Origin of the sequence: Methylotetracoccus oryzae, assembly GCF_006175985.1 — a bacterium.
Lineage (GTDB): Bacteria > Pseudomonadota > Gammaproteobacteria > Methylococcales > Methylococcaceae > Methylotetracoccus > Methylotetracoccus oryzae.
Map to the genome: position 1 here is coordinate 153,608 of NZ_SRSH01000010.1, position 13,298 is coordinate 166,905.

The following is a 13,298-nucleotide window of genomic DNA, read 5'->3' on the forward strand; positions in this document are numbered from 1 at the left end:
CCGAGGTCCGTGATGTCATTCCCTACTGTTCCTTGCGCTGTTTCCCTTACCCCTTGCTGTGCGACTCTAGCTGCCGTTCCGCCACGGCTGGCCTGGTTCACGCTAGCCCTGCTGCTCCTGCTGGCCGTCCCTTTTGAAGCCAACGCCGCCGTCGGCGCCGGGGGCGCCTTGCCGTATGAGGCCTGGCTCACGGCGCTCCGCACCTCCGTCACCGGTCCGGTCGCCTTCGCGGTGTCGATCATCGGCATCGTCGTCGCCGGCGGCGTGCTGATCTTCGGCGGGGAGCTGAATAACTTCTTCCGCAGCATGATCTTCCTGGTGCTGGTGATGGCGCTGACGGTTGGTGCCCAGAACCTCATGGGCACCTTCTTCGGTCAGGGTGCGTTGATAGGCGACGAGACCAAGGAGGTCACGGCATGACCCTCCGGGCCACGCCCATCCACCGCGCCGGCAACCGGCCGCACCTGTTCCTCGGCGGTGACCGGGAGGGCGTGATGTTCACCGGCGTGCTCGCGTTCGCGCTGGTGTTCGCCGCGCAGGACTGGCTCGCCACCGGGTTCGGCTGTGCGTTGTGGCTGACCGCGCTAACCCTGTTCCGCCGCATGGCCCAGGCCGATCCGCTGCTGCGGACCGTGTATCTGCGCCATCGGCGGTACGGGGTGTATTACCCCGCCCGCTCGACGCCCTTCCGGCTCAACGGCGCGGTGCGACGCTGATGTTCACTAAACCCAAGCGCCTGCGCCCGCATCGGTCGACTGCGGCCGGGGTGGCCGATCTGCTGAACTATGCCGCGGTCGTCGCCGATGGCGTCATCGTTGGCAAGAACGGTGCGTTGATGGCCGCCTGGACCTATACCGGCGGCGATCAGGCCAGCAGCCCCGAGGCCGAACGCGAACGGGTGTCGCTGCGGATCAACGAGGCCCTCGCGCGACTGGGTGCCGGCTGGATGCTCCACGTCGATGCTATCCGACGTCCGGCGCCGGGCTATCCCGACCGCAACGCCTCGCACTTCCCGGATCCCCTGACCGCCGCGCTCGACGAAGAACGCCGCCGACTGTTCGAGCGGCTGGGTACCTTGTATGAAGGCCAGTTCGTGCTGACCGTCACCTGGCTGCCGCCGCTGCTGGCCGAAGCCAGGTTCGTCGCGCTGCTGTTCGACGATGACAGCGAACGACCCGACGGCCATACCCAAACGCGTGGTCTGATAGAGCGTTTTCAGCGATCCTGCGAGGCACTGGAGAGTCGCCTCTCGACGGTGCTGACGCTGCAGCGGCTTCGTGCTCGCACCGTTCTCCAGGAAGACGGCACGACGCTGACCTTCGATGACAGCCTCAGCCATCTGCAGACGTGTATCACCGGTCGACAACAGCCAGTGATCCTGCCGGCCTGTCCGATCTACCTGGATGCCCTGATCGGCGGCCAGGAACTGTGGACCGGCGTCATTCCGAAGCTCGGCCGGCAGTTCATCCAGTGCGTCGCCATCGAAGGCTTTCCGCTGGAGTCCACCCCGGGCCTGTTGAACGCCCTTGCGGAACTGCCGATCGCCTACCGCTGGTCCAGCCGCTTCATCCCGCTGGACGGTCACGAAGCCCTGGCGGCCCTGGATACGTTCCGCAAGAAATGGCAGCAGAAGGTCCGCGGCTTCTTCGATCAGGTGTTCAACACCGGCCGTGGACCCGTCGATCAGGATGCGATGGCCATGGTCGCCGATGCCGAAGCGGCGATGGCCGAAGTCAACTCCGGTCTGGTCGGTCTCGGCTACCACACCAGCGTCGTGGTGTTGATGGACGAGGACCGCTCCGGCGTCGAACAGGCCGCGCGGCGGGTCGAGAAGGTCATCAATGGTCTGGGCTTCGTCGCCCGCATCGAGACCGTCAATACGCTGGAGGCCTTCCTCGGCAGCCTGCCCGGCCACGGCTACGAGAACGTCCGTCGGCCGCTGCTGAATACGCTGAACCTGGCGGACCTCTTGCCGACCTCGACGGTGTGGACCGGTGCGGCTCAGGCGCCCTGTCCGCTGTATCCGCCGGCCTCCCCGCCGCTGTTGCAGGCGATCACCCGCGGCGCCGCGCCGTTCCGGTTGAACCTGCATGTGCGTGATGTTGGCCACACGCTGATCTTCGGCCCAATCGGCGCCGGCAAGTCGACGCTGCTGGGGCTGCTCGCGGCCTCGTTCCTGCGCTACCCAGGCATGAGCCTGTTCGGGTTCGACAAGGGCCTGTCGCTATTCGCGCTGACCAAGGCCGCCGGCGGCCAGCACTACTGCGTCGCCGGGGATGAAGAACGCTTGGCCTTTTGCCCGTTGCAGTATCTGGACACGGCCAATGACCGCGCCTGGGCGGCCGAGTGGCTGGATACGGTGCTCGCACTGAACAACGTCACGACGACCCCGGCCCAACGCAACGCCATCGCCGAGGCCCTGAAAGGCATGCACCGCTCCGGCGAACGCACGCTCAGCGCCTTCTATTTCAGCGTCCAGGATCACGCGATCCGCGAAGCGTTGAAGCCCTATACCGTCGACGGTGCGATGGGGCATTTGCTCGATGCGGAGCAGGACGGACTCGCCCTGAACCGGCTAACCGTGTTCGAGATCGAGGACCTGATGGCGCTGGGCGAGAAGTACGCGCTGCCGGTGCTGCTTTATCTGTTCCGTCGCATCGAACGGGCGCTCAAGGGCCAGCCCGCCGCGATCCTGCTGGACGAGGCCTGGCTGATGCTGGGCCATCCGGTGTTTCGCGACAAGCTGCGCGAGTGGCTGAAGGTGCTCCGCAAAGCTAACTGTGCGGTGGTCATGGCCACGCAGTCTCTGAGCGACGCCGCCCGCTCCGGGATCCTCGACGTGCTGGTCGAGTCGACCGCGACCAAGATCTTCCTGCCCAACCTGCATGCACGCGATCCCGACACTGCCGCGCTCTATGGCCGCATGGGCCTCAACGCCCGCCAGATCGAGATCGTCGCGACGGCCCAACCCAAACAGCACTACTACGCCGTCTCGGAACAAGGCCGCCGGCTCTTCGAACTCGCGCTGGGACCCCTGGCGCTGAGTGTCATCGGCGTCAGCGACAAGGAGTCCATCGCCACCCTTCGCCAACTCGAGGCCCAGCATGGGGCCGGCTGGATCCACCCGTGGCTGCAACGCCGGAACCTTTCCCTGGAGGATTTTGCATGACGGAGCCTGTCACCAATCCCTACCTCGCCGCGCGGATCCAGTGGAACGCGCATGTCGGCGCGACACTGCACGCCGCGCGGATCTGGCAACTGGTCGCGGTCAGTGCGCTCGGCATCGCCGCTGTCGCTATCGGCGGTGCGCTGTACCTCGGCGTGCAGTCGACGTTCATCCCCTACGTGGTGGAAGTCGATCAACTTGGCCAATTGCAGGCGGTCCAGATCGCCGATCGGGCTAGCACTGCGGATGAGCGGATCATCCACGCGAGTCTCGCGACTTGGATCACCTCTGCCCGGATGGTCACCCCCGACGTGACGCTGCAGCGGGAGGCCATCTTCAAGGTCTATGCGCTGCTCAATCCCCAGGATCCGGCGACGGCCAAGCTGAACGCCTGGTTCGGCGAGAGTCCCTTCCGCCGCGCCGAGACCGAGACGGTCGCGGTCGAGATCCATTCGGTCCTGCCCCAGAGCGAGACCACCTGGCGGGTCGACTGGAGCGAGACCACTTACACCCGCGACGGAGCGCCGAAAGCCCCGCCGCAGCGCATGACGGCGCTGATCACCGTGTATCTGGTTCCCACCACCTCGGCCACCACCGAGGCCGAGATCCGCAAGAACCCCCTGGGCCTGTTCATCAAAGACCTGTCGTGGAGTCGGCAAGCATGAAGATCCTTTACCTCCTGGCGTTCCTCCCCGTGTTGGCTCTGGCACTGCCCGCTGAGGGCGTGCCGGAGCCCTTTTTCAACCCGGAGAACCCCTCCCTGTCCCCGCAAGAGAAAGCCGGCCTTGCCATCGGACAACGCTGGCGCACTGCCAGTGCCACCGGGATCAAGCCCGTGGCCGGCGGCGATGGTTCGGTGCAGTTCCTGTTCGGCGCGACCCAACCGAGCGTGGTCTGTGCCGTCCTCCAGGTCTGCGACATCGAGTTGCAGCCGGGCGAGATCATCTCCAACTTCAACGCCGGGGATCAGGTGCGCTGGCGCATCGAACCCGCCCGCTCCGGTTCCCCGCAAGGCGAGATCGAGCACGTGATGTTGAAGCCGTTGGATGTGGGCCTCCGCACCAGTCTGATCATCACCACCGATCGCCGCACCTATTACCTGCAACTGGTCTCGCACCGGACCGAGTACATGCCGCGGGTGTCCTTCGCGTACCCGGACGATGTCCACCAGCAATGGGCGGCGTTCAAGGCCACGGATCGAGAGCGGCAGAGCCATTCCACCAGCGGTGCAGCAGGCCCAGGGATAGGGCTAGATCAGGGTGGCCCGGCCACCAACGCAGCTTACCTCGACCGCCTCGACTTCAATTATCGGATCGAGGGCGAGGCGAGCTGGAAGCCGGTCCGCGTGTTCAACGACGGCCGCAAGACCATTCTGCAGCTACCGGACACCTTGACTCAGATGGAAGCCCCGAGCCTGTTGGTCCTACGCGGTGAGGACAGCCTTTGGCCATGGGGCGAAAAGGCGGAAGAGGTCATGGTCAATTACCGCGTGCAGGGCAACCGCTACGTCGTCGACAGCATCCCGGAGCGGATGTTGCTGATCGCCGGGGCCGGCGAGCATCAGACCAAGGTGACGATCACCCGAGAAGAGAAGGAGGGCGGGCGATGAACCGCTTTCTCCCACGACTAGTGTTGGGCCTGACCGCCGCTTTGATTGTCGGGTGTGCCCATACCGGCAATCTGGCCCAGGTGCCAACGCCGCAGGCGGAGCGCCTGGCCCAGGATGCCGCCGCGGCGATGCGGGTGGTGTGGGCCCCCGCTACGACGCCGATAGGGGTCGGTGGTCGGGAAGACGAGCCGTTCCTGAGTGCCCTGGTAACCGAACTGCGGAAGACGGGTTATGCCGTCGAATCGGCAACGCCGGGTGCACCCGGCGCCCTGCGCTATGTCGTCGATCGTCCGGATGCCAACCACTACCGGGTGCGGATCCAGGTGGGCGAGCGTTCGCTGCAGCGGCTGTACGGGACGCAGGGCGGCGCACTGCAACCCGCCAGCGCCTGGACGCGGCAGGACTGAGCCATGACCAGTCGCATGTCGCCGGCGGCCTCGCCGGGCGGTGCCCGCACCGGGGTGCGCCGTGTCAACAACCTGCCGCTGGTGTTCACCGGGTTAGTGCTGCTCGGGTTCCTGGTGATCATGGCGCTGGTCGCCGTCAAACGGGCGCAGCCGCAGGCGTCCGGTACGGAAGAAAAGCCGCAGGGCGGGAACGCCACGCGCTTTGCCCAGAGCCTCACCCGGGCTTATCCGAACGGCCTCATCCCCGCCAAGCGGCCGCTAGTTCCGCCACCGCCACCTACGCCGCCGATCGAGTCGGTAGCGGCCGCGCCGGTGCCAGTGGCGGCGGTGGATCTCGATCATCCGCCGCTGCCGCCGCGGTTGCAGTCGAATGCCCCGCCGGATCCGGAGGTGCAGCGCCTGCGGCAGCTGAAGCAAACCGCCTTCGAGGACGCCGTCAAAGGGGCGACCAGTGGGCCGTTGGAGGGCTGGCGAGCACCGCGGGCTTCTCGGAGCCACAAGGGTTCACCGCAGCATGGAGGGGCGTCGATTGACCGCAGTCCTTCAGAGACGGATGAATCAACCGATGACCGCGTGTCAGTTGCAGTCCCCCCACCCGACCGCTGGCGCCTGGACAGCCGCCCGGAGTCGCAGGCGACCGCCTACGTGCTCCGCACCGGCTTCGTCATACCGGCGGTCATGGTCAGCGCCATCAACAGTCAGTTGCCGGGCCCGGTCATCGCTCAGGTCTCGCAGCCGGTGTACGACAGTGCCACCGGTGAACAGTTGCTGATCCCGCAAGGCACCCGCCTGATCGGCGTGTACTCGAACGAGGTCTCGGCTGGGCAGGAACGCGTGTTTGTCGCGTGGCAGCGGCTGGTGTTTCCGGATGGACAGGCCATGGACATCGGTGAGCAGCCCGGCACCAGCGGCGCCGGGTTGACCGGACTCTCGGGCGAGGTCGATACCCACCTGGGGCGTGTGTTCGGTAATGCCCTGTTGATGAGCCTGATCACCGCCGGCGCGACCTACTCGCAGCAGCCGCAGGGTGGCGCGGGCGGACTCGGTCTGCAGACCGCCGGCAGCACCTTGTCGGCGGCGCTCGGCCAGCAACTCGGTGCGGCCGGGGCGGCGGTACTGATGAAGAACCTGAACATCGCCCCGACCATCGCGGTGCATGCCGGCTACCGACTGACCGTGGTGGCGACCAAAGACCTGACCTTCGACCGGCCGTATCGGCCCTTTGCCCACTGAGGACTCCCAATGAAGCTCCGAACCCGTTCCCTTGCCGCTTGTGTGATCGCCGCCCTGAGTGCGCCGGCCTACAGCATCGACTTCGTGCTCGACACCGCCGTCCTGGCCGAGGCGACGACGACCGCCGCCAACACCGTGAAACAGGTCGAGAACCAGGTCCGCGACTATGCGCTGCAACTGCAGCAGTACGAGGACATGGTCAAGAATACCGTCGCGCCGGTGGCCTGGGTCTGGAACGAAGCGACCCTGACCTACCAACGGGTCCGCTCTTATGCCGATCTGCTGCGCTACTACACCGAAGGCGGCGGGGTCGAAGCGTATCTGTCCCGCTTCCAGAGTGCCGGCTACTACGCCGGGTCGCCCTGCTTCACCGCGCGCGGCTGCACCTGGGCCGAGATCCAGGCGATCCACGCCCGCGACCGCGCAGCCAGTGAGGCACAAAAAAAGGCCAACGATGCGCAGTTGCGCGGCGTCGAGCTGGGTCAGAGGCAGGCGCAGCAAGATGCCACCGACCTCGGGGCGATGCAGCGCCTTGCCCAAGCGGCGCAAGGTCGCAACGAATTGCTGGGTGCCTCGAATCAACTCGCCGCGGCCAATGCCAATAACCTGTTGTCGATCCGGACGCTGATGCTGCAGCAGCAGGCGGCCGAGAATGCCCGGAATGCCACGCTGATGAACCGCGAAGCCGTGCAACAGGCGGCCGATCATGCCGCGCTGGCTGGGCAGTTCGTGAAAAGCCCGGTGTTGAACTATGCGAAGTATTGAGGCGCGGAGGCTGCAACTCCCGTCTCCGGGTCGACCTGATCCCAATGTGGCCACGTCTGGGTTGGGCAGCCACGTGAGGATGATGGGTTCGTCTCGGGACTGCGTGGGAAGGCCTCAGTCACGGAATCCCATCACATGGTCGGGTGGGGTGATCGTATCGTTGATGCTGATCTCCGTAGACGCCTCAGCCGCCATCGATAACGCCGGCATCCTGACCAATGTCACCGACCGCTTCCACACCGTCGCCGCGACCTGGGGCGGAGTGATCCTGGGCTATGCCGGGACGCTGTTCTGGAGTCTCGCGGTGATCAGCCTGGTCTGGACCGGTGCCACGCTGGTGCTGCGCCAGGCCGACCCGCAGGAGTTCTTCGCCGGGTTCGTCCGCTTCACGCTGACGCTGGGGCTCTTCTACTGGTTGCTCTTGCACGGTCCGGCGATCGGCAAGGCGCTCGTCGACACCCTGGTTCGTATTGGTGGGAATGCCATGGGCGCCGGGATCACCGCGCCGTCGGGCGTGCTCGATCTCGGGTTCGAACTCGCCTTCAAGACTTACGATGCGATGAGCCTGACCAGCCCGATCGTCTCGCTGGTCGGGATTGTGGTGGCCCTGGCCATTCTGGTCATTCTGGCCCTGATCGCCGCCAACCTGACGGTGCAGTTTTGCGCTGCCTGGATCGTGCTGTATGCCGGCTGCATCCTGCTGGGGTTCGGCGGCAGTCGCTGGACTTCGGAGATTGCGCTCAGCTACTACAAGACGGTGCTTGGCATCGGCCTCAGCCTGATGACGATGATCCTGTTGCTCGGCGTCGGCAGTTCGATCCTGACGCAGTACTTCACCGCCATGAGCGGCGGCATCCAGTTGAAGGAGCTGACCGTCATCCTGGTCGTGGTGCTGATCCTGTTCCTCCTGCTCGACCGGCTGCCGGGCCTGATGGCCGGTATCGTCAGTCACGGGTTCAGTCATGCCGGGATCGGCACCTTCGGCGCCGGGACGGCCCTGGCAGTCGGGGGTCTGGCCTCCGCCGCCGGTTCGATCGCTGCGCATCGGATGGGCGGTGCGCTCCACAGTGCCGCCGAAGTCACTGGCGCCAAGGCCTTGTTCGAGCGCATTCGGGCCGGGCAGGCCGAGGCCGCTTTGGATGACGGGGTGAGTGGGGCGGCGTTGGCCGACGCGAGCGCCGGCGAGTCGGCGTTGTCTGGAGGGTTGGCAGGGTCCGGAGAAGCATTCGCCGCAGTCCCTGATGCGGAGCGGTCCGCATGAACGCCTTGCCACCCCCGCACCTGGAACAGCGGATCGTCTGCTCCGTCGAAGCCGCCCAGCGCTATGCCATCCCGGCCAATGTACTGCTGGCGGTGGCCGAGATCGAGAACGGCCGACCGGGCCAGCGCGTCCGTAATACCAACGGCACCCACGATGTCGGTCCGTTGCAGTTCAACACCCAGTACCTCTCGGGCCTGGCCCGGTTCGGGATCCAGCCGGCGGACGTGGCCGGTGCCGACTGTTACCCATTCTAGCTCGCCGCCTGGCGCTTGGCCGGTCACCTCGCCCGCGATCGCGGCGATCTATGGACCCGCGCGGCCAATTATCACAGCCGCACGCCGCGCTACAACGCGATCTACCGGGGCAAGCTGGTGCAGGCCGCTGCGCGTTGGGCCCTCTGGCTTGCGAAGCACGTTGCCGTGCGCGTGATGCCGGTGCACGGACCGACCTCCGTCACAACGCTCAGGACTGCTCATGGCCGATAACCGGAATTCTGGTTATTGCCTGCGCGTCCCGGTGCGGACGGACGAAGCCGTCGCGATCAAGAGTCAGGCTCAGCGCTGTGGGCTCTCGACCGCCGCCTATCTCCGTAATCTTGGTTTGGGGCATCCGGTGACCGGCGTGTTCGATGCCGAGGCGGTATTGGCGTTGAGTCGTGCGAACCGTGAGCTCGCCCGGATCGGCGAGCTGCTCGAACAGTGGCTCCAGAACGACGACCGGCTCAGCGTCCTGGAGCGCGCCACGCTGACGCGGAACATAGGCGCCGTGCTGGCGGAGCTCAAGACAGTGCAGGCCACGCTGCTCGCCACTGTGCAGCGGGTGTGAGTGTGCCGGGTCATTGTATTTCCCTACTCGCGCCATGATCGCCAAAAAGGTCCGTATGCGGGCGCAGCGCAAAAGCAGTATGGCCGGGCTGATCGATTACCTGACCGATGAGCAGACCGTCGGCGACCCGGAAGACCTGGTCGGCTACATGACGAACGGTCAGGGCCTTGCCGAGCGGGTCGGGGCGGTGCGCATTACGAACTGCCAGGCGGTCGATGCCACCTGGGCCGCGGCCGAGATGAAGGCGGTGCAGGCGCTGAACCAACGCGCGCGGTCGGACAAGACCTACCACATGATCATCAGTTTCCGGGAAGGGGAGCAACCCGATTCCGCCGTACTCCAGGCGATCGAGGACCGGCTGTGTGAGGCCCTCGGCTTCGGCGAGCACCAGCGTATCAGCGTCGTGCATCACGACACCGACAACCTGCATTTGCATGTCGCGATCAACAAGATCCATCCGCGGACCCATACGCTGCACGAACCCTATTACGACCACCGGACCCGCGCCAAGGTCTGTGCTGAGCTCGAAGTCGAGTTCGGCCTGCAGCGCGATCCGCACACGGCGCAGCAATCCACCGCCGCGGCGCACGGGAACGATCTGACCGCGCACACCGGTGTCGCCAGCCTGCTGGACTGGATCAAGACCCAGTGTCAGGCTGAACTGGAGCAAGCCCCGACCTGGACCGCGTTCCAGGAAGTGCTGCAGCAGAATGATCTCAGCTTCCGGCTGCGCGGCAATGGCGCGGTGTTCGTCGCCGGTGATGGCACCCAGTGCAAGGCCTCTTCGGTCAGCCGCACGTTGTCATTGCCGGGGCTGGAAGCGCGGCTCGGGCCGCGGCCGGAGGTAACACCAGGAACGACGGTTGTACCCACGGCTCGTTCCTATCGCCGCCGGACCCCGCCGGAGCAGACGCAACTAACCGCGCTGTATGCGGCCTTCCTGGCTGAGCGAAACGCCGCCCGACGCCGCAAGACGGAACTGCGGCGGGCGGCCAAGGTGCTCTGTGAGCGGCGTATCGCCGAGGCCCGGCGGCAGGCCAGGTTGCGCCGCGCCGCGGTGAAGCTGTTGGGGCGAGGTCTTGCAGCCACCGTGGCCTACCAGACCATCCGCAGCCAGTTGCACCGCGAGATCCAGCAGGCGAAGACCGCCTACTCGGAAGCCCGGAAGCAGCTCCAGGCCGAGCATCCGCTGCATTCCTGGAAGCAGTGGCTGAAGCTGCAAGCGCGGCGGCGGGCTGTTGTGACTACTTCGCAGCGACCGGGTTTGGAGCGGAGTGTGGATCGGATGAGGACTCCGTCACTGGGGGCTGCCTCAACGTCACCCGGCCACCGGGCACGGAGCCGCGACTCGGCCCGTGATGACGAGGAACGCGGCCGGTGAGTCGGTCCCACAGCGCCGGTCCGCCGTCCGAAACCGGGCGGGTGGCGCGTCACGCGAAGAAGCCGGTGTTCGCTGCCCTGGGCCTACTCGGTCTCGGGCTGGCGTCCGCCACGCAGTATTTTGCCCATGAGTACGGCGGACAGCCGGCGTTGGGTACCGCGGTCGCCGGTCTCTATCCGCCCTGGCGCATCGTAACCTGGGGCCTGCAGTGGCATACGCAGTGTGGCGAGGCTTTGCTGCGGGCCGGTTCGGTCGGGCTCAGCGTGACCGCCGCCGGGCTGCTGATGTTGCAGATCCGCCGCCGCATCGCCGAGAACACCGCCTGGCCGGAAGTCGACCTGCACGGCTCGGCGCGCTGGGCCAACCGGGCCGACATCGAAGCCGCAGGGCTGCTGGCCAACGACGGGGTTTATGTCGGCGCCTGGATCGAACCCCGGCGCTGGTGGCGACCAGAGCGGTTCCACTACCTCCGCCACAACGGCCCGGAACACGTCCTCTGTTACGCGCCGACCCGCTCCGGGAAGGGTGTCGGGCTGGTCGTCCCGACCTTGCTCAGTTGGCCGCACTCGGCCGTCGTCACCGACATGAAGGGCGAACTGTGGGCGCTGACCGCCGGTTGGCGCCAGCGCCATGCGGCAAATCGGGTGCTGCGGTTCGAACCGGCCTCGGCCACCGACTGTGTGGCGTTCAATCCGCTCGACGAGATCCGGCTCGGGACCGAATACGAAGTCGGCGATGTGCAAAACTTGGCGACGCTGTTGGTCGATCCCGATGGCCGGGGCCTGAACGATCACTGGCAGAAGAGCGCGCAAGCCCTGCTGGTCGGCTGCATCCTGCACGTCTTGTACAAACGTCTGAACGAGGGCACGCCCGCAACCCTCGCCGCGGTCGATGCGTTGCTCGCCAATCCCGAGCAACCGGTGGCGGAGCTGTGGGTCGAGATGGTCGAATACCTACACGCCAACGGCCAGCGCCATCCGATCATCGGCCAGTACGGCCGCGACATGATCGATACCCCGGCGCGCGAGGCCGGCTCGAAAGTCTCCACCGCCAAGAGTTATCTGTCGCTCTACCGCGATCCGGTCATCGCCCAGAACACGTCTCGTTCGGAGTTCCGGATCGCCGATCTGATGCACGCCGACGAGCCGGTGACCTTGTATCTGATCACCCAGCCGACCGACAAAGCCCGCCTCAGACCCTTACTTCGGGTCATGATCAACCTGATCATCCGCAACCTCGCCGGCAAGATGGCCTTCGAGCACGGCCGGCCGAAACCCCATTACCAGCATCGGCTGCTGATGATGCTGGATGAGTTCGCCAGCCTCGGGCGGCTGGAGATCCTGCAGGAGTCCTTAGCCTTTTTGGCCGGTTACGGCATCAAGTGTTACCTGATCTGCCAGGACCTGACCCAACTCAAGGCACGGGAGACCGGCTACGGGCCGGAAGAGTCGATCACCTCCAACTGCCACATCCAGAACGCCTATCCGCCGAACCGGGTGGAGACGGCCGAGTACCTCTCCAAGATGACCGGCCAGACGACGATCGTCAAAACGGCCGTGACCATGAGCGGTCAGCGGACCGGCTGGCTCGGCCAGGCGTCGAAGTCGCTGCAGGAAGTGCAAAGGCCGCTGCTGACCGTCGACGAAGCGCTGCGGATGCCTGGGCCGCAGAAGGATGCCCAAGGGCATATCAGCACGCCGGGCGACATGGTGGTGTTCGCCGCCGGGCGCCCCGCAATCTATGGCCGTCAACCGCTGTACTTCCAGGATCCGGTGTTTCAGGCCAGAGCGGAGATTCCGCCGCCGGGGGTGACCGATGCGTTCGTCGATGACTCAAGGCGCGACGACGGGTTGGGTGCTGCCCATGTCTCGGTGGCCGGTTTAGAACAGCGATGAGGCGGGTGGTAGTGAGCCTGATGAGTGGCTTCGCGCTGTTCGGCCTGTTAGGCCTCGCCGGCGCGCGGGTCAACACGACCGCCTCATTCCCGGTCGGGCTCTATTGGCAACTCCATCGTTCGGCCGGGAAGGGCGACCTCGTGCTGTTCTGCCCGCCGCGCGAGCGGGTGTTCACTACCGCCCTGGCACGCGGTTACCTGAGTCTAGGGTTCTGCCCGGTTGGCACCAGCGCGCTGATCAAGCGCGTGGTCGCCGTCGATGACGATCACGTCGTCATCGCGCAGAGAGGGACGACGGTCAACGGCGTGGCGGTCCCGCACAGCCGTCAGCGTGCGGTGGATTCGGCCGGTCGGCCGCTGCCCCTCCTGCGCCTCGACACCATCCTGTCCCAAGGTCAGGTACTCCTGCTGTCGGATCAGCACGCCGCCTCGTTCGACGGCCGCTACTTCGGCCTGGTCGCTGCGACGCATCTCCGCGGTGTTGTCGTGCCGGTCTGGGTCTTCGGCCGCGAGGCCGCCCGTTGAGCACCGTGGTGCGAATAAGGTCGGGTGAAGTGTGGGGGCCCGGCCTCCGGGTAGCCAACTTCACATGTCCTGCCCGTTTTTTTGGAACGATCAGGGACGATCGGCTGTGGATTCCGGGCGTTCTTCAGCGACAGCGGGCGATTCGGGGCGATTCGCGGCCGAGTCGTCTTGCGGTCGTCATGAATCGTCTTCAGTCCGGAAAGTCGCCGTCGCGTAACGGTTAAATCGTCCA

14 protein-coding genes are annotated in these 13,298 nt (G+C 66.0%); all 14 read left to right on the forward strand.

What is annotated here, in order from left to right; genetic code table 11:
* The first annotated feature begins 12 nt into the window (after positions 1-12).
* The 14 genes from BWR02_RS11955 (at position 13) to traF (ending at position 13,066) form a co-directional block, all read left to right on the forward strand.
* Positions 13-420: a TrbC/VirB2 family protein gene (locus BWR02_RS11955; RefSeq protein ID WP_139557986.1), complete on the forward strand. Its 408-nt coding sequence runs from the start codon at positions 13-15 to the stop codon at positions 418-420.
* Positions 417-716, forward strand: a complete 300-nt coding sequence (locus BWR02_RS11960) for a conjugal transfer protein TrbD (RefSeq protein ID WP_139557987.1) — start codon at positions 417-419, stop codon at positions 714-716. Before BWR02_RS11955 ends, BWR02_RS11960 begins: the two co-directional genes overlap by 4 nt.
* Positions 716-3,169 carry a VirB4 family type IV secretion/conjugal transfer ATPase gene (locus BWR02_RS11965; protein ID WP_139557988.1) on the forward strand — a complete coding sequence of 818 codons (2,454 nt, stop codon included), beginning with the start codon at positions 716-718 and terminating at the stop codon, positions 3,167-3,169. Before BWR02_RS11960 ends, BWR02_RS11965 begins: the two co-directional genes overlap by 1 nt.
* On the forward strand, positions 3,166-3,831 hold the full coding sequence (locus BWR02_RS11970; RefSeq protein ID WP_139557989.1) for a VirB8/TrbF family protein: 666 nt from the start codon (positions 3,166-3,168) through the stop codon (positions 3,829-3,831). The genes BWR02_RS11965 and BWR02_RS11970 overlap by 4 nt, the downstream gene beginning before the upstream one ends.
* Complete coding sequence (gene trbG, locus BWR02_RS11975; protein ID WP_139557990.1) at positions 3,828-4,775, forward strand: P-type conjugative transfer protein TrbG; 948 nt, start codon at positions 3,828-3,830, stop codon at positions 4,773-4,775. Before BWR02_RS11970 ends, trbG begins: the two co-directional genes overlap by 4 nt.
* Positions 4,772-5,182, forward strand: coding sequence for a conjugal transfer lipoprotein TrbH (locus BWR02_RS11980; protein WP_139557991.1), 411 nt, complete (start codon positions 4,772-4,774; stop codon positions 5,180-5,182). The genes trbG and BWR02_RS11980 overlap by 4 nt, the downstream gene beginning before the upstream one ends.
* A 3-nt stretch (positions 5,183-5,185) precedes the next feature.
* Positions 5,186-6,415, forward strand: a complete 1,230-nt coding sequence (locus tag BWR02_RS11985; RefSeq protein ID WP_139557992.1) for a TrbI/VirB10 family protein — start codon at positions 5,186-5,188, stop codon at positions 6,413-6,415.
* 9 nt (positions 6,416-6,424) lie between these two features.
* Positions 6,425-7,180: a P-type conjugative transfer protein TrbJ gene (gene trbJ / locus BWR02_RS11990; protein WP_139557993.1), complete on the forward strand. Its 756-nt coding sequence runs from the start codon at positions 6,425-6,427 to the stop codon at positions 7,178-7,180.
* 163 nt (positions 7,181-7,343) lie between these two features.
* Positions 7,344-8,441, forward strand: a complete 1,098-nt coding sequence (gene trbL / locus BWR02_RS11995; protein WP_162560119.1) for a P-type conjugative transfer protein TrbL — start codon at positions 7,344-7,346, stop codon at positions 8,439-8,441.
* On the forward strand, positions 8,438-8,695 hold the full coding sequence (locus BWR02_RS21095) for a lysozyme family protein (protein WP_201276245.1): 258 nt from the start codon (positions 8,438-8,440) through the stop codon (positions 8,693-8,695). The genes trbL and BWR02_RS21095 overlap by 4 nt, the downstream gene beginning before the upstream one ends.
* A gap of 220 nt (positions 8,696-8,915) precedes the next feature.
* Complete coding sequence (locus BWR02_RS12005) at positions 8,916-9,266, forward strand: plasmid mobilization protein (protein ID WP_139557995.1); 351 nt, start codon at positions 8,916-8,918, stop codon at positions 9,264-9,266.
* A 34-nt stretch (positions 9,267-9,300) separates the two neighbouring features.
* Complete coding sequence (gene traI / locus BWR02_RS12010; protein ID WP_139557996.1) at positions 9,301-10,647, forward strand: TraI/MobA(P) family conjugative relaxase; 1,347 nt, start codon at positions 9,301-9,303, stop codon at positions 10,645-10,647.
* Positions 10,644-12,542 carry a type IV secretory system conjugative DNA transfer family protein gene (locus BWR02_RS12015; protein WP_139557997.1) on the forward strand — a complete coding sequence of 633 codons (1,899 nt, stop codon included), beginning with the start codon at positions 10,644-10,646 and terminating at the stop codon, positions 12,540-12,542. The genes traI and BWR02_RS12015 overlap by 4 nt, the downstream gene beginning before the upstream one ends.
* Entirely contained in the window at positions 12,539-13,066 is a 528-nt protein-coding gene (gene traF / locus BWR02_RS12020; RefSeq protein ID WP_139557998.1) for a conjugative transfer signal peptidase TraF, read from the forward strand. The genes BWR02_RS12015 and traF overlap by 4 nt, the downstream gene beginning before the upstream one ends.
* Positions 13,067-13,298: the final 232 nt, after the last annotated feature.